General features: G+C 64.4%; 23 protein-coding genes. 20 read left to right on the top strand and 3 right to left on the bottom strand.

Annotated features, from left to right (window positions below):
* Positions 1 to 4 precede the first annotated feature (4 nt).
* The 8 genes from M2361_RS23095 (at position 5) to M2361_RS23060 (ending at position 9,552) form a co-directional block, all read left to right on the top strand.
* Positions 5 to 1,456 carry an efflux transporter outer membrane subunit gene (locus tag M2361_RS23095; RefSeq protein WP_259251967.1) on the top strand — a complete coding sequence of 484 codons (1,452 nt, stop codon included), beginning with the start codon at positions 5 to 7 and terminating at the stop codon, positions 1,454 to 1,456.
* 29 nt (positions 1,457 to 1,485) lie between these two features.
* Complete coding sequence (locus M2361_RS23090; RefSeq protein WP_259251966.1) at positions 1,486 to 2,154, top strand: metalloregulator ArsR/SmtB family transcription factor; 669 nt, start codon at positions 1,486 to 1,488, stop codon at positions 2,152 to 2,154.
* A 230-nt stretch (positions 2,155 to 2,384) separates the two neighbouring features.
* The gene (locus tag M2361_RS23085; RefSeq protein ID WP_259251965.1) at positions 2,385 to 3,281 is read left to right on the top strand and encodes a LysR family transcriptional regulator; all 897 of its coding nucleotides are present in this window, start codon (positions 2,385 to 2,387) and stop codon (positions 3,279 to 3,281) included.
* Positions 3,282 to 3,473: 192 nt separating this feature from the next.
* A complete protein-coding gene (locus M2361_RS23080) occupies positions 3,474 to 4,976 on the top strand; it encodes an ABC transporter substrate-binding protein (RefSeq protein WP_259251964.1) in 1,503 nt (500 codons plus the stop codon).
* Positions 4,977 to 5,060: 84 nt separating this feature from the next.
* Positions 5,061 to 6,905, top strand: a complete 1,845-nt coding sequence (locus M2361_RS23075; protein WP_259251963.1) for a gamma-glutamyltransferase family protein — start codon at positions 5,061 to 5,063, stop codon at positions 6,903 to 6,905.
* A gap of 120 nt (positions 6,906 to 7,025) precedes the next feature.
* The gene (locus M2361_RS23070; protein WP_259251962.1) at positions 7,026 to 8,000 is read left to right on the top strand and encodes a diacylglycerol kinase family protein; all 975 of its coding nucleotides are present in this window, start codon (positions 7,026 to 7,028) and stop codon (positions 7,998 to 8,000) included.
* The gene (locus M2361_RS23065) at positions 7,997 to 8,791 is read left to right on the top strand and encodes a metallophosphoesterase (protein ID WP_259251961.1); all 795 of its coding nucleotides are present in this window, start codon (positions 7,997 to 7,999) and stop codon (positions 8,789 to 8,791) included. Before M2361_RS23070 ends, M2361_RS23065 begins: the two co-directional genes overlap by 4 nt.
* Positions 8,788 to 9,552 (top strand): phosphatase PAP2 family protein, encoded by a 765-nt coding sequence (locus tag M2361_RS23060; protein WP_259251960.1) that lies wholly within the window; start codon positions 8,788 to 8,790, stop codon positions 9,550 to 9,552. The genes M2361_RS23065 and M2361_RS23060 overlap by 4 nt, the downstream gene beginning before the upstream one ends.
* On the opposite strand, the gene M2361_RS23055 is transcribed toward M2361_RS23060, so the two are convergent.
* The 3 genes from M2361_RS23055 to M2361_RS23045 are packed head-to-tail and all read right to left on the bottom strand — an operon-like array spanning position 9,526 to position 11,020.
* A complete protein-coding gene (locus M2361_RS23055) occupies positions 9,526 to 9,966 on the bottom strand; it encodes an NAD(P)-binding domain-containing protein (RefSeq protein ID WP_259251958.1) in 441 nt (146 codons plus the stop codon). The genes M2361_RS23060 and M2361_RS23055 overlap by 27 nt on opposite strands.
* Positions 9,963 to 10,406: a PaaI family thioesterase gene (locus M2361_RS23050; protein ID WP_100857387.1), complete on the bottom strand. Its 444-nt coding sequence runs from the start codon at positions 10,404 to 10,406 to the stop codon at positions 9,963 to 9,965. Before M2361_RS23050 ends, M2361_RS23055 begins: the two co-directional genes overlap by 4 nt.
* Entirely contained in the window at positions 10,403 to 11,020 is a 618-nt protein-coding gene (locus tag M2361_RS23045; protein WP_259251957.1) for a TetR/AcrR family transcriptional regulator, read from the bottom strand. The genes M2361_RS23050 and M2361_RS23045 overlap by 4 nt, the downstream gene beginning before the upstream one ends.
* Positions 11,021 to 11,481: 461 nt before the next feature.
* Here M2361_RS23045 and M2361_RS23040 point away from each other — a divergent pair, with 461 nt between their 5' ends.
* The 12 genes from M2361_RS23040 (at position 11,482) to nuoK (ending at position 22,544) form a co-directional block, all read left to right on the top strand.
* Positions 11,482 to 12,591, top strand: coding sequence for a porin (locus M2361_RS23040; protein ID WP_259251956.1), 1,110 nt, complete (start codon positions 11,482 to 11,484; stop codon positions 12,589 to 12,591).
* Between the two features lie 297 nt (positions 12,592 to 12,888).
* Positions 12,889 to 13,248, top strand: coding sequence for an NADH-quinone oxidoreductase subunit A (locus M2361_RS23035; protein ID WP_006217959.1), 360 nt, complete (start codon positions 12,889 to 12,891; stop codon positions 13,246 to 13,248).
* Between the two features lie 45 nt (positions 13,249 to 13,293).
* On the top strand, positions 13,294 to 13,770 hold the full coding sequence (locus M2361_RS23030; RefSeq protein WP_006217960.1) for an NADH-quinone oxidoreductase subunit B family protein: 477 nt from the start codon (positions 13,294 to 13,296) through the stop codon (positions 13,768 to 13,770).
* 76 nt (positions 13,771 to 13,846) lie between these two features.
* Positions 13,847 to 14,473 (top strand): NADH-quinone oxidoreductase subunit C, encoded by a 627-nt coding sequence (locus M2361_RS23025; protein ID WP_100857384.1) that lies wholly within the window; start codon positions 13,847 to 13,849, stop codon positions 14,471 to 14,473.
* A 3-nt stretch (positions 14,474 to 14,476) separates the two neighbouring features.
* A complete protein-coding gene (locus M2361_RS23020; protein WP_006217962.1) occupies positions 14,477 to 15,733 on the top strand; it encodes an NADH-quinone oxidoreductase subunit D in 1,257 nt (418 codons plus the stop codon).
* A gap of 47 nt (positions 15,734 to 15,780) precedes the next feature.
* Complete coding sequence (gene nuoE / locus M2361_RS23015; RefSeq protein WP_006217963.1) at positions 15,781 to 16,275, top strand: NADH-quinone oxidoreductase subunit NuoE; 495 nt, start codon at positions 15,781 to 15,783, stop codon at positions 16,273 to 16,275.
* A complete protein-coding gene (gene nuoF / locus M2361_RS23010) occupies positions 16,272 to 17,639 on the top strand; it encodes an NADH-quinone oxidoreductase subunit NuoF (protein WP_259251954.1) in 1,368 nt (455 codons plus the stop codon). Before nuoE ends, nuoF begins: the two co-directional genes overlap by 4 nt.
* Positions 17,640 to 17,654: 15 nt before the next feature.
* The gene (gene nuoG, locus M2361_RS23005; protein WP_100857382.1) at positions 17,655 to 19,982 is read left to right on the top strand and encodes an NADH-quinone oxidoreductase subunit NuoG; all 2,328 of its coding nucleotides are present in this window, start codon (positions 17,655 to 17,657) and stop codon (positions 19,980 to 19,982) included.
* Positions 19,982 to 21,055 carry an NADH-quinone oxidoreductase subunit NuoH gene (gene nuoH / locus M2361_RS23000; protein WP_259251952.1) on the top strand — a complete coding sequence of 358 codons (1,074 nt, stop codon included), beginning with the start codon at positions 19,982 to 19,984 and terminating at the stop codon, positions 21,053 to 21,055. The genes nuoG and nuoH overlap by 1 nt, the downstream gene beginning before the upstream one ends.
* 21 nt (positions 21,056 to 21,076) lie before the next feature.
* Entirely contained in the window at positions 21,077 to 21,565 is a 489-nt protein-coding gene (gene nuoI, locus M2361_RS22995; protein WP_006217967.1) for an NADH-quinone oxidoreductase subunit NuoI, read from the top strand.
* A 17-nt stretch (positions 21,566 to 21,582) separates the two neighbouring features.
* Positions 21,583 to 22,239 (top strand): NADH-quinone oxidoreductase subunit J, encoded by a 657-nt coding sequence (locus M2361_RS22990; RefSeq protein WP_100857380.1) that lies wholly within the window; start codon positions 21,583 to 21,585, stop codon positions 22,237 to 22,239.
* On the top strand, positions 22,236 to 22,544 hold the full coding sequence (gene nuoK, locus M2361_RS22985) for an NADH-quinone oxidoreductase subunit NuoK (RefSeq protein ID WP_006217969.1): 309 nt from the start codon (positions 22,236 to 22,238) through the stop codon (positions 22,542 to 22,544). The genes M2361_RS22990 and nuoK overlap by 4 nt, the downstream gene beginning before the upstream one ends.
* The last annotated feature ends 15 nt before the right edge of the window (positions 22,545 to 22,559 follow it).

Below are 22,559 nucleotides of genomic sequence, written 5' to 3'. Positions count from 1 at the left end.
AACCATGACCCATATTCTTCGACCTTATCGCCTGCGCCGCGCGGCGGCCGTATCGCTGGCCGCGCTGGCGCTGGCGGGCTGCGCCGTCGGCCCGGACTACCAAACGCCGCAGGCCGCGCCCGTGGTGCTGGCCAGCCCAGAGCAAGCGCTGTTTTCCGCCGACCAGGTGCAACGGACCTGGTGGAAGCAATTGCAAGACCCCCAGTTGGACCGACTTGTGGACCTGGCGTTAAGCCGCAACCACGATATCCGCATCGCCCAGGCCCGCTTGGCGGAATCCCGCGCGGTGCTGGATGAAAAGGAACTGGACCGCTTGCCCGTGGTGACGCTGGACGGGCGCTACGAGCGCAGCCTGTCGCAAGCCAACGCCGGCGTGGCCGGCCAGCGCAATTTGGCCCAGAGTTACCGGGCGGGCTTTGACGCCACCTGGGAACTCGACCTGTTTGGCCGGCTGCGCTACGCGGCGCAGGGCGCGGCGGCGCGCAGCGAAGCGCAAGCGGCGGACCTGGCCCAGACGCGCATCGTGGTGGCGGCGGAGGTCGCCCGCAATTACTTCGAACTGCGTGGCGCCGAGCAGCGTCTGGCCGTGGCGCAGGCGAATCTGGACAGCCAGCGCGACAGCCTTCGCGTGACGCAGGCCCTGGTCGCGGCGGGCCGGGGTGACGAAGGCGACCTGGCCAGTGCGCGCGCCGAACTGGAAACCGTGCAAGCCAGCGTGCCGGTGCAGGTGACGGCCAAGCGCCTGGCGCGCTACCGGCTGGCGGTGCTGGCGGGGCTGCGGCCGGTGGAGCTGGCTGAGCTGGACGCGGGCACGCCGCTGGCGCCCTTGGCTGCGCGCCTGCCGATTGGCGACGTGGCGGCCTTGCTGTCGCGCCGGCCAGACGTGGCGGCGGCCGAGCGCAACATGGCGGCCGCCAACGCGGACGTGGGCGTAGCCACCGCCGAGCTCTACCCCCGTATCGACCTGGGCGGCTTCCTGGGCTTTGTCGCGTTGCGCGGGGCTGACTTCGGGTCGGCTTCCAGCCGGGCGTTCAGTGTGGCGTCCGGCGTCAACTGGCCTGCCTTGCATCTGCCGACGGCGCTGGCCCGCAAGCGCGCGGCGGTTGCGCGGTCGGAAGGCGTGGTGGCGCGCTACGAGCAGACGGTGTTGCAGGCAGTGGAAGAACTGGAATCGGCGCTGACTGAATTCGGCCAGACGCAGCAACGCCTGGGCAACCTGGCGCAGGCGGCTGCCTATAGCGGCCGCGCGGCCGAGCTTGCGCAACTGCGCTATCGCGAGGGCAGCGCGCCGTATTTGACGGTGCTGGACGCGCAGCGTACGCTTTTGCGCGCCCAGGACGCTGTGGCGGTGGCCGAAACCGAGTCCTATACGCGCCTGGTTGCCCTGTACAAAGCCGTGGGCGGAGGCTGGCAGGCGCCAGGCCAAGCGGAATCGGCAAAGATCATGGCACCATAGGAACCATCTCCCGGAGTATCGATCCCCTCATGTCCGACAGCCTGTCCCACCCCGTCACCTGGATGCCGCATCAGCCGGCGGACCGCGTGCTCATGACCTTGAAGACGCGCGGCCCGCAGTCCACCGCGGTCATCGCGAAGGCCATGGACGTGACGGCCGAGGCCGTGCGCCAGCAGATGACGCGCTTGCATGCGGACGGGCTGGTAGATTCCGAAAGCCACAGCGCGGGGCGTGGCCGGCCTACCCAGATCTGGTTCCTGACCGAGGCCGGCCATGGCCGCTTTCCCGACACGCACGCCGAAATGACGGTGCAGATGATCGGCGCGGTGAGGCAGGTGTTCGGCGACGAGGGGGTGGAAAAGCTGATCCAGGCGCGCGAGGCCGCGATGTTGGACGGCTACCAGAAGGCGATGGCGGGGGCGCAGGATTTGCAGGCCCGGTTGGAGCGCCTGGTGCAGGTGAGGTCAGCCGAAGGGTATATGGCTGAACTGCGTGCTGACGGTGACGGGTTTTTGTTTATCGAGAACCACTGCCCGATTTGCTCGGCGGCCAAGGCCTGTATGGGGTTTTGCCGCAGTGAATTGGAGCTGTTCCGCAAGGTGCTGGGGGCGGGGGTTCGGGTGGAGCGGGAAGAGCATATTCTTAGCGGGGCGCGGCGGTGTGCGTATCGGGTGGGGGTGGGTGGCGGCGCGGATTGATGGGTTGCGCGCGTTGGGGATCGGGGCTGTTGCGTCGAGGGTTGCGCGCTTCACCCATCCTACCGAGGTTGCGGCTAGGCAGGCGTTACCTATGTCTCCGAACAGGCGTTACCTATGTCTCCGAACAGGCGTTACCCATGTCCCTGAACAGGTGTTACCCGTATCCCCGATCATGTGTTGCCTAGGTCCCCGGTTCATGCTGGTCCGTACATCCCATTCGACGTTCGCGTATGACTCTCAAGCAACTTGAAGCGTTTTATTGGGCGGCGACCTGCGCCAGTTTTGCCGTGGCCGCTGAACGCCTGCACCTGTCGGTGTCGTCGCTATCGAAGCGCATCACCGAACTTGAGGACGCGCTGGGCCAGCCGCTGTTTGATCGCAGTGGGCACAAGGCCGCGCTGACCGACGCCGGGCAACGGCTGGTGCCGCAGGCGCGTGAGTTGCTGGCGGCGGCCGACCAGGTGCGCGCGTCCATGGCGGAAACCCCCGGCCTGCGCGGCCGCTGTCGCTTCGGCGTGGGCGAACTGACCGCCTTGACCTGGCTGCCGCGCCTGATCGGCGTGGTGCGCGCGGCGTATCCCGACCTGGTGCTGGAACCGTATGTGGACATCGGCCAGGTGCTGGAGCAGCGGGTGGCTGACGGCGAACTGGACTTCGCGGTCATCGCGGGCAGATCCTCGCGCGCGAACATCGCATCGACCCCGATCGGCGAGGCCCGTTTCGCCTGGGCGGCTGCGCCCGCCGTGTTGGGCGACGAAACCCGCATGACCCCGGCTTTGCTGGCCCGCCTGCCGCTGGTGATGCTGCCGGCCGGTGCTGGCACGACCCGGATCATTGACGATTGGCTGGCGGGGCGCGAGGCGGCGGGCGAACGCCTGTGCTGCAACAACTGGGGCGCCATCGTGGGCCTCTTGATCGAAGGCACGGGGGTCGGGTTGATACCGGAGCACTGGGCGCGCGCGCTGCAAGCCGAGGGCAGCCTGCGCATGCTGCAAGGCGACCCTGAACCCGCCGCCTTGCCCTATGCGTTCCAGCAGCGTCGCGACGACGCCCGCCCGCTGGTAGCCCGCCTGCGCGAGTCGGTAGCGGCGGCCGTGGATTTTTCGGCGCCTTGCCGCTTGCCCTGACCTATGCCTGGCTGACCGCTGCCGCTTGCCCTGATCCCCGCTTGTCCTGCCCCCCTGTTGTCTGGCCGTGGCTGCGGGCGTCCGCAAGGCGGCCGATCCTTGCCCGAGTGCTGGGGCCTACCCCGCGCCCCTCTATACAATCGCCGCGCGCCTGGCGCAGAATCCAACAAGATGCATCGACGGAGATCTTTCATGCGTAAACTTTGCCTCGCCATGGCCATGGCGGGAATGCTGGCTAGCGGCCTGGCGCAAGCCCAGTCCACCCTTCGTATCGGCTTGCAGGACGATCCGGACGTGCTGGACCCGGCGCGCGCGCGCACGTTCGTGGGCCGTATCGTGTTCGCTTCGCTATGCGACAAGCTGGTGGATATCTCGCCCGATCTGAAGTTCGTGCCGCAGTTGGCGCAGTCCTGGGCGGTCGGCCCCGACAATAAAACCCTGACGTTCAAGCTGCGCACCGACGCGGTCTTCCATGACGGCACGCCGGTCAACGCCGCCGCGGTCAAGGCCAACCTGGATCGCGCCCGCACGCTGCCCGACAGCAACCGCAAGAGCGAGCTTGCCACCGTGGCCAGCGTCGACGCGCCCGACGAGCACACCGTTGTGCTGAACCTGTCGCAACCCGACGCCTCGCTGCTGTCGCAGTTGTCGGACCGCGCCGGCATGATGATGTCGCCCGCCAGCTTCGACAAGGATCCGGGCGGCAAGCCGGTGTGTTCGGGCCCGTACCAATTCAAGGAGCGCGTGCAGAACGACCGCATCGTGCTCGAGAAATTTCCCAAGTATTGGGATGCCGCCAACTACCATTTCGACCGTCTGGTCTTCACGCCGATTCCCGACACCACCGTGCGCCTGAACAACTTGCGCGCGGGCGATCTGGACATCATCGAGCGTGTGGCGCCCAGCGACGCCAAGGCCGTGAAGGACGACGGCAACCTGCGCCTGGCGCCCGTGACCGGCCTGGGCTTCCAGTCCATCTCGATCAACCTGGGCAACGGCGCGCGCGCCGACAACCCGCTGGCCAAGGACAAACGCGTGCGTCAGGCGCTGGACCTGGCCATTGACCGCGATGTGCTGAACCAGGTGATCGGCGAAGGCATGTTCCAGCCTGCTTACCAGCCGTTCCCGCCCGCCAGCTTTGCCTACAACACCGCCTTCGAACACAAGGGCCGCGACCCGAAGAAGGCGCAGGCGCTGCTGAAAGAGGCCGGTTTTGACCGCGTGAAGTTCGAGATCACCTTCGGCAACAACACCACCATGCAGCAGGTGTTCGAGCTAGTGCAGGCGATGGGCTCCGAGGCCGGCTTTGACATCACCCTGCGTCCGGTGGAATTTGCGTCGCTGCAATCCTCGCTTGCGCGCGGCGATTTCCAAGTCGGCCAAAGCGGTTGGTCGGGCCGGGTTGATCCCAGCGGCAATATTCACCAGTACCTGAGCTGCAAGGGCAATCTGAATGACGGCAAGTTCTGCGATGCCGGCGTGGACAAGCTGCTGAACGACGCGCGCGCTGAAGCCGACACGGCCAAGCGCCGCGCCCTGTACGACCAGGTGCTGGCCAGCATGCAGGACCAGCGCCCCATCGTCTACCTGTTCTACCTGCCGTGGACGTTCGGCGTGCAGAAGAAGGTAGAGGGCTTCGTGCCGTACCCTGATGGCCTGATCCGCCTGAAGGGCGTAACCGTCGCCAAGAAGTAAGCTGGGCGGCCAACGACGGGATCCGGTTTCGGATCCCGTTTTTTATCGTTGTGGGCGGCGCGCGCCGCCACTACAGGATGCATCATGTTCACGACTCGCCCGGAAATCCTAGGCACCTTCGGTGTGGTGACCTCTACCCATTGGCTGGCCAGCGCGGCCGGCATGTCGCTGCTGGAACGCGGCGGCAATGCGTTCGACGCCTGCGCGGCGTCCGCCTTTGTGCTGCAAGTGGTGGAGCCCCATCTGGTCGGCCCGGCCGGCGAAGTGCCTGCGGTTTTTTATTCAGCTCGCACCGGCAAGCTGGAAGTGCTGTGCGGCCAAGGCACCACGCCCGCCGGCGCTACGCTGGAACGCTACCGCGCCGAAGGGCTGAAGCTGATTCCCGGCAACGGCCTGCTGGCCACGGTGATTCCCGGCGCCTTTGACGCCTGGATGCTGCTGTTGCGCGACCACGGCACGATGCGCGTGCGCGATGTGCTGGAACCCGCCATCTATTACGCCGAGCATGGCCATGCGCTGATGCCGCGCATCTCGAACACCATCGCGGGGCTGAAGGATTTCTTTGAAACCCATTGGCCCAGTACGGCCCAGGTCTATGTGCCGGGCGGCAAGGTCCCCGAAGCCCGCAAGCTGTTCCGCAACCCGGCGCTGGCGCGCACGTGGACGCGGGTGCTGAAAGAAGCCGAAAGCGTGGGCGCGGACCGCGAACGCCAGATCGAGGCCGCCCGCGACGCCTTCTACCGTGGCTTCATCGCTGAAGAGATCGACCGGTTCGCGCGCAACACGGACGTGATGGACGAAAGCGGCACGACGCACCGTGGCGTCATCACGGCCGATGACCTGGCCGGTTGGTCGGCCAGCTACGACACCCCGCTGACCTACGACTACCACGGCTACACCGTGGCCAAGGTGGGCGCCTGGAGCCAGGGCCCGGTGTTCCTGCAAACGCTGGCGCTGTTGAAAGACATGGACCTGGCGGGCGTGGGGCCGAACAGCGTTGAATTCATCCACCGCGTCACCGAGGCCATGAAGCTGGCGTTCGCCGATCGCGAAGCCTATTACGGCGACCCGGCCTTCATCGACGTGCCGTTGGCGCACCTGCTGTCGGACGCCTATAACGCCGAGCGCCGCGCGCTGATCGGCGAGACCGCGTCGCACGACCTGCTGCCTGGCACGGTGCCTGGCTTCGAGGCGCAGGTGGCGCGCGTGATGGACACGCTGCAACGCCTGTCCCCGGTGTCCGCGCCCGGCAGCGCCACCAATGAGCCGACGCTGGCGGATATGCGGGCTTCCGATATGCGGGCTTCCGACGCGCGCGCTTCCGACATGAGCGCTTCCGCCAAGCGCGGCGACACCACGCATGTGGATGTGATTGACCGCTGGGGCAACATGATTTCGGCCACGCCCTCGGGCGGCTGGTTCCAATCGTCGCCCGTCATTCCCGAACTGGGCTTTGGCCTGAATACCCGCGCCCAGATGTTCTGGCTGGAAGAGGGCTTGCCCGGCACGCTGGCGCCGGGCAAGCGTCCGCGCACCACGCTGACGCCGTCCTTGGCGCTGCGCGATGGCAAGCCGTATCTGGCCTTCGGCACGCCGGGTGGTGATCAGCAGGAACAATGGCAGTTGCTGTTCTTCCTGCGCCACGTGCACCATGGGCTCAACCTGCAGGAAGCGATTGACCTGCCGATGTCGCACACCATGCATTTCCCCACATCGTTCTACCCGCGCGACCGCAAGCCGGGCCACCTGGCGGTGGAAGCCAGCTTTGGCGCCGACGTAATCAACGGCCTGCGCCAGCGCGGGCACCAGATCGAAGAGGTGCCGGAATGGTCGGTCGGCCGCCTGACGGCTGCCTCGCGGGATGAAGACGGCCTCTTGCACGCGGCGGCCACGCCGCGCCTGATGCAGGCCTACGCCATCGGCCGCTGACGGTCGCCAAGCCGGGCGCCATGTGCGTGGCGCCCGGGGTTTTCGGCCCTCTCCGGGCTGTTCGGCCGGTAGTGCGCTAGCGCCTTGCGGCGTTTTGCCGGCATGGGCTATCTTTCTCCCATGACCTTATCCGATCAGCGCCCAGGCACCGGAGCGCGCTCCCTGACGGGACAAGAGCCGCTATTCATCGTCCTCAACACAGGATCGGGGCGCGGCGACGCGCAGGTCCTGCAAGACACCATCCGCGGCATCCTCGACGAGGCCGGCCGACGCTATACGCTGATGGCGGTGGACGACCCCAAACACTTGACCGAAACGGCGCAGGACGCCGTCAAGCGCGCCCAGGACGAGCAGGGCGTCGTCATCGCGGCGGGCGGAGACGGCACGCTTAACGCGGTCGCCGCCACCGTGCTGGGCAAGGGCGTGCCATTCGGCATCCTGCCGCAGGGCACGTTCAATTATTTCGGGCGCACCTACGGCATTTCGCAAGACACGGATGTCGCGCTGCGTGGCTTTCTTCAGGGGCACATTGAACCCGTGCGCGTCGGCCAGTTGAACGGCCGGCTATTCCTGGTCAATGCCAGCCTGGGGCTTTACCCCACCTTGCTGGAAGACCGCGAGGCCTACAAGCAGCGCTTCGGCCGCAGCCGGATGGTGGCGCTGTGGTCGGGGCTGGTCACCTTGCTGCGCGCGCCGCGCCAACTGCGGCTGCAACTGGAAGAAGAGGGCGGCGTCCGCGACTTGCGCACGCCGACGCTGGTGGTGGGCAACAACAAGCTGCAACTCGAACACGTCGGCATCGAGTCGGAAGATCTGGAACGCAACCGCCTCGTTGCCATGACGGTCAAGCCGGTCGGCACGCTTGCGCTGTATGGGCTGCTGGTGCGCGGCCTGTTCAGCCGCCTGGGCGAAGCCGAACATGTCATCAGCTTCGGCTTTGAGCGCATGCGGGTGCGGATACGCGGGCGCAACCGCGTGAAGGTGGCGATGGACGGCGAGATTTCCTGGATGAGTACGCCGCTTGAATTCAAGGTGGCCGACGAAAAGCTGCCGCTGGTGGTGCCTGCTGACTCGCAATACCTGGACCGCTCATGACGCGGATCCTGCAATTGTCCGACACCCATTTCGGTACCGAACGCAAACCCGTGGTGGAGGCGGCGCTGGATCTGGCGCGCTCGCTAAAGCCCGATCTGGTGGTGCTTAGCGGTGACATCACGCAGCGCGCACGGCGGGCGCAGTTCGCCGCGGCACGTCGGTTCATCGAGCGCCTGTCGCTGCCCGTGCTGGCCGTGCCGGGCAACCATGACATCCCGCTGTACAACGTATTCGCCCGCGCGCTGAACCCATACGGCAACTACCGGCGCGCGCTGGGCGCGGTGCTGGAGCCCGTGTTCGAAAACCCAGGGCTGCTGGCGGTAGGCGTGAACACCACGCGGCCGCGCCGCCATAAAGACGGCGAGATCTCGGACGCGCAGATCGCCCGGGTCGCGCAACGCCTGCGCCAGGCCCGGCCGGGCCAATTGCGCATCGTGGTCGCGCATCACCCCGTTCGCGCCAAGGTGGAGTCCGACTTGTCCAACTTGCTGAATGGGCGCGAACGCGCGCTGGCGGCGTGGGCGCAGGCGGGCATCGACCTAGTCTTGGGCGGGCACATTCATCTGCCCTATGTGCTGCCGCTGTCGTCGGCGAATGGTCCGGCGGGCTGGATCGTGCAGGCGGGCACGGCGTGCTCGCGCCGGGTTCGCGGCAGCGTGCCCAATTCGGTGAACGTGATCACGCACGAAGGCGAGGGCGGGCAGCAGCTTTGCCATGTCGAACGCTGGGATTACGCGGAAGCCACGCACGTGTTTGCACCCGTCGACAAGACATTGGTGACCCTTACATGACCGAGGTGTATGCGGCGTGGGTTGCGTCCCACGCCATGGAATTGTTTATTGCACTGCCGGTATTGACCGGGGCGGCGGCGCTGTTGGCCGTCCGTGCGTTTGCCGGCGGGTCCGCCGTGACGCGCCGCGTGATGTTCGGGGCAGGGGTGTCCGCCGCGCTGCTGACCTTTCTGGTGCTGGCCGCCGCGGTGCATACCCAAGGGCGGGTGGTGGCTTTCGACGGCGCTCTGGCCGACGCGCTGAGCATGTCGATGGACTCGTCGTTGCTGTGGCTGCTGTCCTGGTTCACGTATCTGGGTGACCGCAACTTTCTGACGGTGCTGGCCGTGGCGATGACGCTCTATCTGCTCTGGACGGGTTGGTGGCGGCTTGCGGCGTTCTGCGCCATCACCACGGGCCTGGGTGGGGCGCTTAACTGGCTGCTCAAGCACACGTTCGAGCGCGTCCGCCCCGAACATGATCACGGATTTGTCGCCGCCACGGGGTGGAGCTTTCCCAGCGGTCACGCCTCGGCGGCAATGGCCGTGTACGGCACGGCCTGCTATCTGGTCTGGCGTTTGGCGCCTGCGTCGTGGCGCCTGCCGTGTGTAGCGGTCGCGGCGGCGCTGATCATGGCGATCGGCCTTAGCCGCATCCTGCTGCAGGTGCATTTCGCCAGCGACGTGACGGCGGGGTTTGCCGTCACCCTGGCATGGCTGGCGGTCTGCGCGGCCGTGGCCGAACGCTATTGCGGTTCACGCCGGGCAGAGCAACAGCTTTAACAGCCGCTGCGGCATGCCGCTAGCCGCAACGGCGGCGGTCTGGCCCGGAAGGCTCGTGTAGCGTCCGCCCGCGCTGGCAATCGCACGATCCAGCCGCTGGGCGCGTTCCGCTGGCGGCGGGGCCAGGTCCACGATCAGCTTGCCCTGGATCGGCGCCGTTACCTCGCCGTCGCTGAACCGCTCCAGCGTGCGATCAATCTCGCGTTCCCGTGGCAAGGCAAGCACGATGGTGTCCGATTCCATCAGCGCTTCTCGCGCCGACGTCGCCAGCGTGGCCGAGCCGCGAAATTGTTCGCAGCGTTCCGGGTCGATGTCATACAGGGTCAACGCGATGTCCGGTTCGGCCTCCAGCAAGCGCCGGGCGGCCAAGGTGCCGGTGTCGCCCATGCCCACGATGCTGATGCGCGGGCTCATGGCTTGGGCACGGACCACGTGCTCACGATATGGGCAAGCGGCTCGTCCGAGCCGTCGCCGGTCAAGATGACTTCGCCTGCCGACAGCCTGCCCACCTTCAGCAGCCGAGCATCCGCATAGATGGCTCCAGCAGGGCTTTTGCGCAGGAAATTGATGGTCAGGCTGGCCGTGACGGCGTGGCTTTGGCCCGTGGCGCCGACCACGGCGGCATACATGGCCAAGTCCGCCAGGCCCATCAGCATCGGGCCGGCGACGATGCCGCCCAGGCGCTGGTGCGCGTCGCGGGCGGGCAGCACCGCGCGGGCGGTGCCTCGGCCGATGTGCAGCACGTCGATGCCCAGCAGGAGAGAGAAGGGGTGCTGGTCGGCCAGCAAAATGTGGAAATCGGCCAGGCTGATCAGGGGCGCGTCGGTGTCGGCGGCCAGTGCGGTTGCGGTCATCGTTGCTCCAGGGCGAGGCAATAATGGTCCAGCAGGGCGTCGGCCTGCTGACCCAGGGATTTCAGACGATGGGTATGCAGCAGCAGCAATAAGCCCATCAGATAGGTGAACAGGTTCATCTGCTCGACCGCCACGGTGTCCGCGTCCCAACCCTTGCTGCGCGCCAGCGCGCCGCCCAGCAGGTCCACGCATTGCCGCAGGCGAGCGTTCAGCTTTTCGTCCATGTCCCGCCCCAGGCCCCTGGGGCCCAGCCCCTGGAACAAATACATGCCCAAGGAAAAATCGGTGCGGCGCTGAGCGTAATAGCCGAAGAAGGCGTGGATGGCCTTGCGGGCGGCGCCGGATGCGGGCCCGGTGCTTGCCGCCTCGTCCAGGTGCGCATGCAGGCGCCCGAGCGATTCGTCCAGCAGTGCGCCGTACAGGGTTTCCTTGCCTGCGAACCAGGGGTAAATGGCGCCGGTGGTGCAGCCGGCTTCCTTGGCAATTGCCCGTATCGTCGTTTTCTCTAGCCCGTCGCGCTCAAACACGCGTTGCGCGGCGCCCAGAATCAACTGGCGCCGTAGCGCATTCAGCCGTTCATTTCTTTCGGTGCGTGCGGTGGGGGCGGCGGACATTTGGGCGGCTGGAAGTCGACGGAATGAGTGCTGATCATATCGACGATTTTTCCAAATAACAATGTTATTAACCGCCGCCGAATCGCCTCAGGAATGACGAGGCGTGCACAGACATTCAGACGGATTCCGGGGGGCAAACCGGCCAGTGCCAAGCGTGAAAGCGGGTTGAAAGAACGCCTCGGGAATGGCCTGAATAATTAGGGGCAGGGCTGAAAGTCGCGTGGATACGTGCTTGCCTGTTTTTGCTCGGGTAAGCCCTAACACCGTTGGCGCGCCGCCCGCGCGATGTTGCAAGATCCCAACAGGGGTGTCGCAAACGTGCACTTTTCTGATGCCGACCATAGCCAGTCCCCCCGATTTTTGATGCAATAGCGTCAACTTCCCTTCGCGGAGTTAGGGGGGCGGCAGGCTGGTTTGCTGGATTGCTGCTCTTGTCACTCAAATCAACGGAGATTTCTTAAATGAAAAAGACTCTGCTCGCTGCCGCCCTGCTCGCCGGTTTTGCCGGTGTCGCCCAGGCAGAAACGTCTGTCACCCTGTACGGTATCATCGACACGGGCCTCGGCTACAACAAGATCAGCGGTGGCACCGATGCCCAAAACGGCAGCCGTTTCGGCATGATCAACGGCGTCCAGAACGGTTCGCGCTGGGGTCTGCGTGGTTCGGAAGACCTGGGTGACGGCCTGCGCGCTGTTTTCCAACTGGAATCGGGCTTTGATTCGGGTAACGGCAAGTCGGCTCAAGGTGGCCGCCTGTTCGGTCGTCAAGCCACCGTCGGTCTGGCCAGCGACAGCTGGGGCCAACTGGACTTCGGTCGCCAAACCAACATCGCGTCGAAGTACTTCGGCTCGATCGACCCGTTCGGCGCTGGCTTCGGTCAAGCTAACATCGGCGTTTCGATGAGCGCTGCCAACACGCAACGCTACGACAACATGGTCATGTATCAGACCCCGTCGTACAGCGGCTTCCAGTTCGGCGTTGGCTACTCGTTCAATGCTGACGACAACAACGGCGACCAAACCGGCTGGCGCACTGCCGACAACACCCGCGCGATCACCACCGGTCTGCGCTACGTCAACGGCCCCCTGAACGTGGCCCTGACGTATGACCAGCTGAACGGCGCCAACAAGATGGTGCTGGGTGATTCCGAAGCTACCCCGCGTATGTACGCCATCGGCGCTTCGTACGACTTCGAAGTTGTGAAGCTGGCTTTGGCCTACGGCCGCACGACCGACGGCTGGTTCGCTGGTCAAGGCGTGAACACGGGCTCCGGCTCGCTGAGCCTCGGCAGCAACATCTTCGCTGACGGCTTCAAGGCCAACTCGTACATGGTCGGCCTGTCCGCCCCGATCGGCGGCGCAAGCAAGCTGTTCGGTTCGTGGCAAATGGTTGACCCCAGCAACGACCGTATCAACGGTGCTGAGACGATGAACGTCTTCTCGCTGGGCTACACCTACGACCTGTCCAAGCGCACCAACCTGTACGCTTACGGTTCGTACGCCAAGAACTACGCCTTCATCGAAGACGTCAAGTCGACCGCTGTCGGCGTCGGTGTCCGTCACCGCTTCTAATCCACTGCAGGGCGCAAGCCCTGTTTGGATTTGACACGCAAGCGAACGAACGGGCTGCGGCTCGTTCGTATGAAGCCACCCTTCGGGGTGGCTTTTTTTCGTGCTTTGGTCTGATTTTTGATGACGCGCAGGAGCTTGTCAGTTGAGTCCTGTATGCTTGCGGCTCTGTTCCAAAAACTGCGATTGTTCCATTTGAGGAATGCAGTCTTTCACCCGTTGTTCAAGCTACAGAGTTCAGCCGGAAGTAACCACGCGAATGCTACAATCCTAAGGTTTGCGCATTTGACGGACGCCTGAATGAACCTGCAACAGTATTTTCCCGTCCTGCTGTTTATCGTAGTGGCCACCCTTATCGGGTTCGCGCTTCTAACGGCCGGCTCCCTCCTTGGCCCGCGGCGTCCCTACGCTGAGAAGCTGTCGCCCTATGAGTGCGGCTTCGAAGCGTTCGAAGACGCCCGCATGAAGTTTGACGTGCGCTACTACCTGGTGGCGATTTTGTTCATTCTTTTCGACCTGGAAATCGCGTTCCTGTTCCCGTGGGCCATCGCCCAAGGCACAGTCGGACTCGTCGGTTTCTGGACGGTCATGGTTTTCCTAGCCGTGTTGACCGTCGGCTTCATCTACGAATGGAAAAAGGGCGCGCTGGACTGGGAATAAACCCCCTCGGGTGGTTCTTTTCACAGCACGCTATCAGAGACGAATATGGCTATAGACGGCATTCTCAAGCAAGGGTTCATCACAACCAGCGCCGACAAGTTCCTTAATTGGGCGAAGACCGGCTCCATGTGGCCCATGACCTTCGGTCTGGCCTGTTGCGCGGTTGAGATGATGCACGCGGGCGCGGCCCGCTATGACCTGGACCAGTTCGGCATCATCTTCCGACCCAGCCCGCGTCAGTCCGATCTGATGATCGTTGCTGGCACGCTGTGCAACAAGATGGCGCCGGCGCTGCGCAAGGTTTACGACCAGATGCCCGAGCCGCGTTGGGTCGTTTCCATGGGCTCCTGTGCCAATGGCGGTGGCTACTACCACTACTCGTATTCGGTGGTTCGTGGCTGCGACCGCATCGTACCGGTAGACGTCTATGTGCCGGGCTGCCCGCCCACGGCCGAGGCGCTGGTCTACGGCTTGCTGCAAATGCAGAACAAGATCCGTCTGACCAACACGATTGCGCGCTGATCTTTCGCCCCGTCCGCGGCAGCCCTTGCCGCCGGCGTTCTCGAAACCAGCGTATCGGTTCACCTAAGCGTACAAGATGATGACCAGGCTCGAAACCCTGAAAAACAATTTGCAGACCACCCTCGGCGCGGACATCGCGCTGACCGAGGCGTTGGGCGAGCTGACGCTCGAAGTGCCCGCGCAGCAGTGGTTCTCCGTCTGCAACAAGCTGCGCACCGAAGCCGGTCTGCGCTTTGAAACCTGTATCGACCTCTGTGGCGTCGACTACCTGACCTGGGGCAACGGCACGCGCCAACTGCCCGAGGAACCCACCGCCAAGGTGCATCGCGCGCGCTTCGCCGTGGTGATTCACCTGCTGTCCATCGAGAACAACTGGCGCCTGCGTGTCCGCACCTGGGCCGCCGACGACGAATTCCCGATCGTGGCGTCGCTGATGGAATGCTGGCCGGCCGTGGGTTGGTTCGAGCGCGAAGCGTTCGACCTGTACGGCATCGTCTTCGAAGGTCACCCCGACCTGCGCCGCATCCTGACCGACTACGGCTTCATCGGTCATCCGTTCCGCAAGGACTTCCCGCTGTCGGGCACCGTCGAAATGCGTTACGACCCCGAACAACGGCGCGTCATTTACCAGCCGGTCACGATCGATCCGCGCGAGATCACCCCGCGCGTGGTCCGCGAAGACTCCTACGGCTTGGGGCGTTAAATCATGGCAGAAATCAAGAACTACACGCTTAACTTCGGTCCTCAGCATCCGGCCGCGCACGGTGTGTTGCGCCTGGTGCTGGAACTGGACGGCGAAGTCATCCAGCGCGCCGACCCGCACATCGGCCTGCTGCATCGCGCCACCGAAAAGCTGGCCGAGCACAAGACCTACATCCAGGCGCTGCCCTACATGGACCGCCTGGACTACGTGTCCATGATGTGCAACGAGCACGCCTACGTCATGGCCATCGAAAAGCTGCTGGGCGTTGAAGCCCCGCTGCGCGCGCAGTACATCCGCGTGATGTTCGACGAAATCACGCGCTTGCTGAACCACCTGATGTCGCTGGGTTCGCACGCACTCGACGTGGGCGCCATGGCCGTGTTCCTGTACGCCTTCCGTGAACGCGAAGACCTGATGGACTGCTACGAAGCGGTCTCGGGCGCGCGCATGCACGCGGCTTACTACCGCCCGGGTGGCGTCTACCGTGATTTGCCGGACACGATGCCGCAGTACGGCGACACCAGCAAATACCGCGGCGACAAAGAAATGCGCATCATGAATGACGCGCGTTCGGGCTCGCTGCTGGACTTCATCGAAGACTTCACCAACCGCTTCCCGGCCTGCGTCGACGAGTACGAAACGCTGCTGACCGACAACCGCATCTGGAAGCAGCGTCTGGTGGGCATCGGCGTGGTCGACCCCGATCGCGCCAAGGCGCTGGGCTTCACCGGCCCGATGCTGCGCGGCTCCGGCGTCGCCTGGGACTTGCGCAAGACGCAACCCTACGAAGTCTATGACCTGCTTGATTTCGACATCCCCGTGGGTGTCAACGGCGACTGCTACGACCGCTACCTGGTCCGCATCGCTGAAATGCGTGAAAGTAACCGCATCATCCGCCAGTGCGTGGAATGGCTGCGCAACAACCCGGGTCCGGTCATGATCGAGAATCACAAGATCGCCCCGCCCAAGCGCACCGCCATGAAGACCAACATGGAAGAGCTGATCCATCACTTCAAGCTCTTCACCGAAGGTTTCCACGTGCCCCCGGGCGAGGCTTATGCCTCGGTGGAGCACCCCAAGGGCGAGTTCGGCATCTATCTGGTGTCGGACGGCGCCAACAAGCCTTACCGCCTGAAGATTCGGGCCCCCGGCTTTGTCCACCTGCAATCGCTGGATGAGATGTCGCGCGGTCACATGATCGCCGACGCCGTCACCATCATTGGTACGCAGGACATCGTTTTCGGCGAGATCGATCGCTGATCCGCCCAGACAGTCACGAGCACGCCCGCATAACCCGGATTCAAACTATGCTGCTTTCCGAACAGGCCTACCAGAAAATCGACCGAGAACTCGCGAAGTTCCCGGCCGACCAGCGGCAGTCCGCCATCATGGCCTCGCTTGCCATCGCGCAAGAAGAGAAGGGCTGGTTGGCTACCGAAACCATTGAAGATGTGGCCAATTACATTGGCGTCCCGCCCATTGCGGTGCAGGAAGTCGCCACGTTCTACAACATGTTCGACGTCAAGCCCGTCGGCAAGAACAAGATCGCCGTCTGCACGAACCTGCCCTGTGCCTTGCGCGATGGCGACCGTGCCGGCGAATACCTCAAGCGCAAGCTGGGTGTCGACTACCGCCAAACCACCGCCGACGGCCAGTTCACGCTGGTTGAAGGCGAATGCATGGGCGCTTGCGGCGATTCCCCCGTGCTGATCGTGAACAACAAGCATATGTGCGTGCGCATGACCGACGAGAAGCTGGACGCGCTGGTCGCGGCCCTCAAGGTGCAAGGAGAGTCGGCATGAACGCGCCCGACCTGTACAAGCAGTTCGCGCAGGGGCTCGACCCCAACCCGCTGAACGACGTGTCCAATTCGATGTGCCTGCACGGCCGCCACATCCAGCCGCAGATCATGGCTGATGTCGACGGCGCCAACTGGCGCCTCGAAGACTACGTCAAGCGCGGCGGCTACGAAGCCCTGAAGAAGATCCTGACCACCGGCATGAAGCCGGAAGACGTGATCGCCGAAGTCAAGGCGTCGGGTCTGCGCGGCCGTGGCGGCGCGGGCTTCCCGACCGGCCTGAAGTGGAGCTTCATGCCGCGCGCGTTCCCCGGCCAGAAGTACCTCGTCTGCAACTCGGACGAAGGCGAGCCCGGCACATTCAAGGACCGCGATATCCTGCGCTTCAATCCGCACATCGTGATTGAAGGCATGGCGATCGCGGCCTACGCCATGGGCATCAGCGTCGGCTACAACTACATCCACGGCGAAATCTTCGAAGTGTATGAACGCTTCGAGGAAGCGCTGGAAGAGGCGCGCGCCGCCGGCTTCCTGGGCGACAAGATCCTGGGGTCGGACTACAGCTTCCAGCTGCACGCGTTCCACGGCTACGGCGCCTACATCTGCGGCGAAGAAACCGCGTTGCTGGAATCGCTGGAAGGCAAGAAGGGCCAACCGCGCTTCAAGCCGCCGTTCCCGGCCAGCTTCGGCCTGTACGGCAAGCCCACCACGATCAACAACACGGAAACGTTCGCGGCCGTGCCGTGGATCATCCGCAACAGCGGCCAGGCTTACCTGGAAGTCGGCAAGCCGAACAACGGCGGCACCAAGCTGTTCTCGATCACCGGCGACGTTGAATGCCCCGGCAACTACGAGATTCCGCTGGGCACCCCGTTCTCGACCCTGCTGGAACTGGCGGGCGGCATGCGCGGCGGCAAGAAACTGAAGGCGGTGATCCCTGGCGGATCCAGCGCCCCGGTGCTGCCGGCCGACATCATCATGGAATGCACGATGGACTATGACTCCATCGCCAAGGCCGGCTCGATGCTCGGTTCTGGCGCGGTGATCGTCATGGACGAAACGCGCTGCATGGTGAAGTCGCTGCTGCGTCTGTCGTACTTCTATTTCGAGGAAAGCTGCGGCCAGTGCACGCCGTGCCGCGAAGGCACCGGCTGGCTCTACCGCATGGTGCATCGCATCGAAAACGGTCACGGCCGTCCGGAAGATCTGGACTTGCTGGACAACGTGGCAGGCAACATCATGGGCCGCACCATCTGCGCCCTGGGTGACGCCGCCGCCATGCCCGTCCGTGGCTTCCTCAAGCATTTTCGCGACGAATTCGCGCACCACATCGAGCATAAGTCTTGTGTGGTCCCGCAATATCTGTAGGTCTCAGGAACAGCAATGGTTGAACTAACCGTCGACGGCAATCAGGTCGAAGTGCCCGAAGGCAGCATGGTCATGCATGCCGCTCAGAAAGTCGGGCTTTACGTGCCGCATTTCTGCTACCACAAGAAACTGTCCATCGCGGCCAACTGCCGGATGTGCCTGGTTGAAGTGGAAAAAGCGCCCAAGGCGCTGCCCGCCTGCGCCACGCCCGTGACCAACGGCATGGTCGTCCACACCTGCTCTGAAAAGGCTCGCGCCGCTCAGAAGTCGGTGATGGAATTCTTGCTCATCAATCACCCCCTCGACTGCCCGATCTGCGATCAGGGCGGCGAATGCCAGTTGCAGGATCTGGCCGTGGGTTACGGTGGCTCTTCCTCGCGTTACCAAGAGGAAAAGCGCGTCGTCTTCCACAAGGATCTGGGCCCGCTGGTTTCCGCCGAGGAAATGAGCCGCTGCATCCACTGCACCCGCTGCGTGCGCTTCGGCCAGGAAATCGCCGGCGTCATGGAATTGGGCATGCTGGGCCGTGGCGAACACTCCGAGATCACGACGTTTGTCGGCCGCTCGATCGAGTCCGAACTGTCGGGCAACATGATCGACATCTGTCCGGTGGGCGCGCTGACCTCCAAGCCCTTCCGCTACAGCGCCCGCACCTGGGAACTGGCTCGCCGCCGCTCGGTCAGCCCGCACGACAGCCTGGGCGCCAACCTGGTGGTCCAGGTCAAGGGCGACCGCGTCATGCGCGTGGTGCCGTTCGAAGACGAAGCCGTCAACGAATGCTGGATCAGCGACCGCGACCGCTTCTCGTACGAAGGCCTGAACAGCGACGACCGCCTGACCGCCCCGATGATCAAGGGCACCGACGGCAAGTGGCAGGAAGCCTCGTGGGCTGACGCACTGCAAGCCGTGGCTCAAGGCCTGTCGCGCGTTCGCGACAGCTTCGGCGCCGGCCAGATCGGCGCGCTGGCGTCGGAATACGCCACCACCGAAGAATATGCGCTGCTGGGCCGCCTGGTCCGCGCGCTGGGTTCCGAGAACATCGACTTCCGCCTGCGCCAGACCGACCCGGCCTTCGACGCCGCGTTGACCGGTGCACCGTGGCTGGGCATGCCCATCGCTGAACTCGACAACCTGGACCGCGTCCTGGTCGTCGGCTCGTTCCTGCGCAAGGATCACCCGCTGATGGCGCAACGCCTGCGTCAAGCCGCCAAGCGCGGCACGCAGATCCTGATGGTCGACAGCGCCGCTGACGATCCTCTGATGCCCATCGCCGCCCGCATCACCGTGGCCCCGTCCGAGCTGCCGCGCGCGCTGGCTGAAGTGGCCGTCGCCCTGGCGCAAGCCAAGGAACAGGCCGTGCCGGCCGAATTCGCCTCGGTCACCCCGGGCGAAAACGCCAAGATCATCGCCGCCAGCCTGGCTTCCGGCGCCAACACCGCCGTGCTGCTGGGCAACCTGGCCGTGGCCAGCGCCCAAGCCTCGACGCTGGCCGCCAACGGCCGCGCCGTGGCGAACCTGGCCGGTGGCAAGTTCGGCTTCCTGACTTCCGGCGGCAACACCGTCGGCGGTTACCTGGCCGGCGCCGTTCCGGGCAAGGGCGGCAAGACCGCCGCCGCCATGCTGGCCGAGCCGCTCAAGGCCTACATCGTGCTGCACGCCGAGCCGCTGCTGGATGCCGACAATGGCCAGCAAGCCATCGCCGCGCTGCGTGGCGCGCAATTCGCCGTGGCCCTGACGCCTTACCGCTCGGCCGCCGCCGAATGGGCCGACGTCATGCTGCCGGTGTCGCCGTTCACCGAAACCTCGGGCACCTTCGTCAACGCGCAAGGCCTGGCCCAGAGCTTCAAGGGCACGGTCACGCCGTTGGGCCAGACCCGTCCGGGCTGGAAGGTCCTGCGTGTATTGGGCAACGTGCTGCATTTGGCCGGCTTTGACGATGAAACGTCGGAATCGGTGCGCGACGCCGCGCTGGCCGGTGGCATCGAAGGCCGCCTGTCCAACGACGTCAAGGCGCCGCTGGGCCTGGGGCAGGCACTGACCGGCCTGGAGCGCGTGGCCGATGTGCCGATCTACCGCACCGACGCCATGGTTCGCCGTTCGGAGCCGCTGCAAGCGTCCCCGGCCTCGAAGAAGCCGGCTGCCGCCATGAACGGCCGCACGCTCACCAGCCTGGGCCTGACGGCCGGGGTCAAGGTGCGCGTGGCGGGTGCGCAAGGCGCCGTCGAACTCGAAACCGTGCAGGATGATGCCGTGGCCGACCGCGCCGTGCGCATTTCCGCAGCCTTTGATAACACCGCAGCCCTGGGTGGCGCATTCGGTCAACTCAGCGTGGAGCGTGCCTGATGGAATGGCTTAATGTTCTTGAGAGCCACGGGCAGGAGCTGCTGGGCCCGACGGTCTGGATGGTCCTCTGGACCCTCATCAAGATTGTGATCATCGCCGTGCCGATCATTCTGTGCGTTGCGTACCTGACGTACTGGGAACGCAAGATGATCGGCGCCATGCACGTGCGCATGGGTCCGAACCGCGTCGGTTTCAAGGGGCTGTTGCAGCCGTTTGCCGACGTGTTCAAGCTGCTGACCAAGGAAGTCGTGGTTCCCAGCCAGGCCAACAAGGTGCTGTTCATCGTGGCCCCCGTGGTCACGCTGATGCCCGCGCTGGCTGCCTGGGCGGTGATTCCCTTCGGTCCTGATGTCGTGCTGGCCAACGTCAACGCTGGTCTGCTTTACATCATGGCCATCACGTCCATCGGCGTGTACGGCGTGATCGTGGCGGGCTGGGCGTCGAACTCCAAGTACGCGTTCCTGGGCGCGCTGCGCGCTTCGGCACAGATGCTGTCCTACGAACTGGCTATCGGCTTCGTGCTCGTCACGGTGCTGCTGGTGTCGGGCAGCCTGAACATGTCCGAGATCGTCAACGTTCAGAACCGCGGCTGGTTTGCCGACAAGGGCCTGACGTTCATGTCCTGGAACTGGCTGCCGCTGTTGCCGCTGTTCGTGATCTACGTCGTGGCTATCGTGGCCGAAACCAACCGCCACCCGTTCGACGTTGTCGAAGGCGAATCGGAAATCGTGGCCGGCCACATGGTCGAGTACTCGGGTATGGCTTTCGCCCTGTTCTTCCTGGGTGAATACGCCAACATGATCCTGCTGTCCTGCATGGCATCGATCATGTTCCTGGGCGGCTGGGCTTCCCCGATCGACATCGCGCCGCTGACCTGGATTCCTGGCTGGATCTGGCTGGGTCTGAAGACGTTCGTTGTGGTCTCGTTGTTTGTGTGGTTCCGCGCTTCGTTCCCGCGCTACCGCTATGACCAGATCATGCGTTTGGGTTGGAAAATCTTCATCCCGCTGACCGGCGTTTGGCTGGTCGTGGTGGCGATCTGGATGCAGACGCCCTGGAACATTTGGCGCTAAGCCGCCAGGCAGAGGCAGGATATGGAAGCGATCAAAGATTTCTTCGGCAGCCTGATGCTGACCGAGTTGCTCAAGGGCATGCGCCTGACGGGCAAGTACTTTTTCAAGCGCAAGGTCACCTTGCGTTATCCGCAGGAAAAGACGCCCACGTCGGCGCGATTCCGCGGCCTGCACGCGTTGCGCCGCTACCCCAACGGGGAAGAGCGTTGCATCGCGTGCAAGCTGTGTGAAGCCGTGTGCCCGGCCTTGGCGATCACCATCGAATCGGACCAACGCGAGGACGGCACCCGCCGCACCACGCGCTACGACATCGATCTGACCAAGTGCATTTTCTGCGGCTTCTGTGAGGAAAGCTGCCCCGTGGACTCGATCGTGGAAACCCATATCCACGAATACCACGGTGAAAAGCGCGGCGACCTGTATTTCACCAAAGACATGCTGCTCGCCGTGGGCGACCGCTACGAAGCCGACATCGCCCGCCGCCGGGCCGACGACGCTCCTTACCGTTGAAGCCCAGGGTCTGATCCATGACTTTTACCACTGTCCTTTTCTACATACTGGCCGCCGTGCTGGTGATCGCGGCGTTCCGCGTGATCACCGCGCGCAGTCCGGTCACCGCGGTATTGCACCTGATCCTGGCATTCTCCAACGCAGCCATGCTGTGGATGCTGCTGGGCGCTGAATTCCTGGCCTTGCTGCTGGTGCTGGTGTACGTGGGCGCCGTGATGGTGCTCTTCCTCTTCGTCGTGATGATGCTGGACATCCGCATGGACACCATGCGCCAGGGCATGAAGACCTACCTGCCGCTTGGCCTGGTGATCGGTCTGGTGCTGGTGCTGGAAATGTCCTTCGTGCTGGGTTCCACCTGGTACGGCTCGGGCCCGCAAGCCCCGGTCGCCGGCGACTACAACAATGCTCGCGCGCTGGGCGAAGTGATGTACACGCAGTACGTCTACGCCATTGAAGTCGGCGCCGCGCTGCTGCTGGTGGGCATGGTCGCCGCAATTGCGCTGACGCTGCGCCGCCGCCGCGACGTGAAGTACAACGACCCGGTTGCCGCCGTGCGCGTCCGCTCGAAGGACCGCTTCCGCATGGTCAACATGCCCGCCCAGAGCGAGCGTGCCCAAGCCAAGCGTGATGCCTCGTCCGGCGCCGCCGCCGCGCCCCAAGGAGAAAAACAATGACGCTGACGCTGGCCCACTATCTGATCCTTGGGGCGATCCTGTTCGCCATCGGGATCTTCGGCATCTTCCTGAACCGCCGCAACCTGATCATTCTCTTGATGTCCATCGAGCTCGTGCTCCTGGCCGTCAACATGAACTTCGTGGCGTTCTCCAGCTGGTTCGGCGACACCGCCGGCCAGGTGTTCGTGTTCTTCATCCTGACCGTGGCCGCCGCTGAAGCGGCAATCGGCCTGGCCATTTTGGTGCTGCTGTTCCGCAACCTGAACACGATCAACGTTGACGAACTCGATCGCCTGAAGGGCTGACGGGGTATTGGAAGA

The organism is Achromobacter sp. JUb104 (assembly GCF_024806975.1).
In the GTDB taxonomy this organism is placed as follows: Bacteria; Pseudomonadota; Gammaproteobacteria; order Burkholderiales; family Burkholderiaceae_B; genus Achromobacter; species Achromobacter spanius.
The sequence above is the reverse complement of the archived record's forward strand: the minus strand, read 5'-3'. Positions and strand labels throughout refer to the sequence as shown.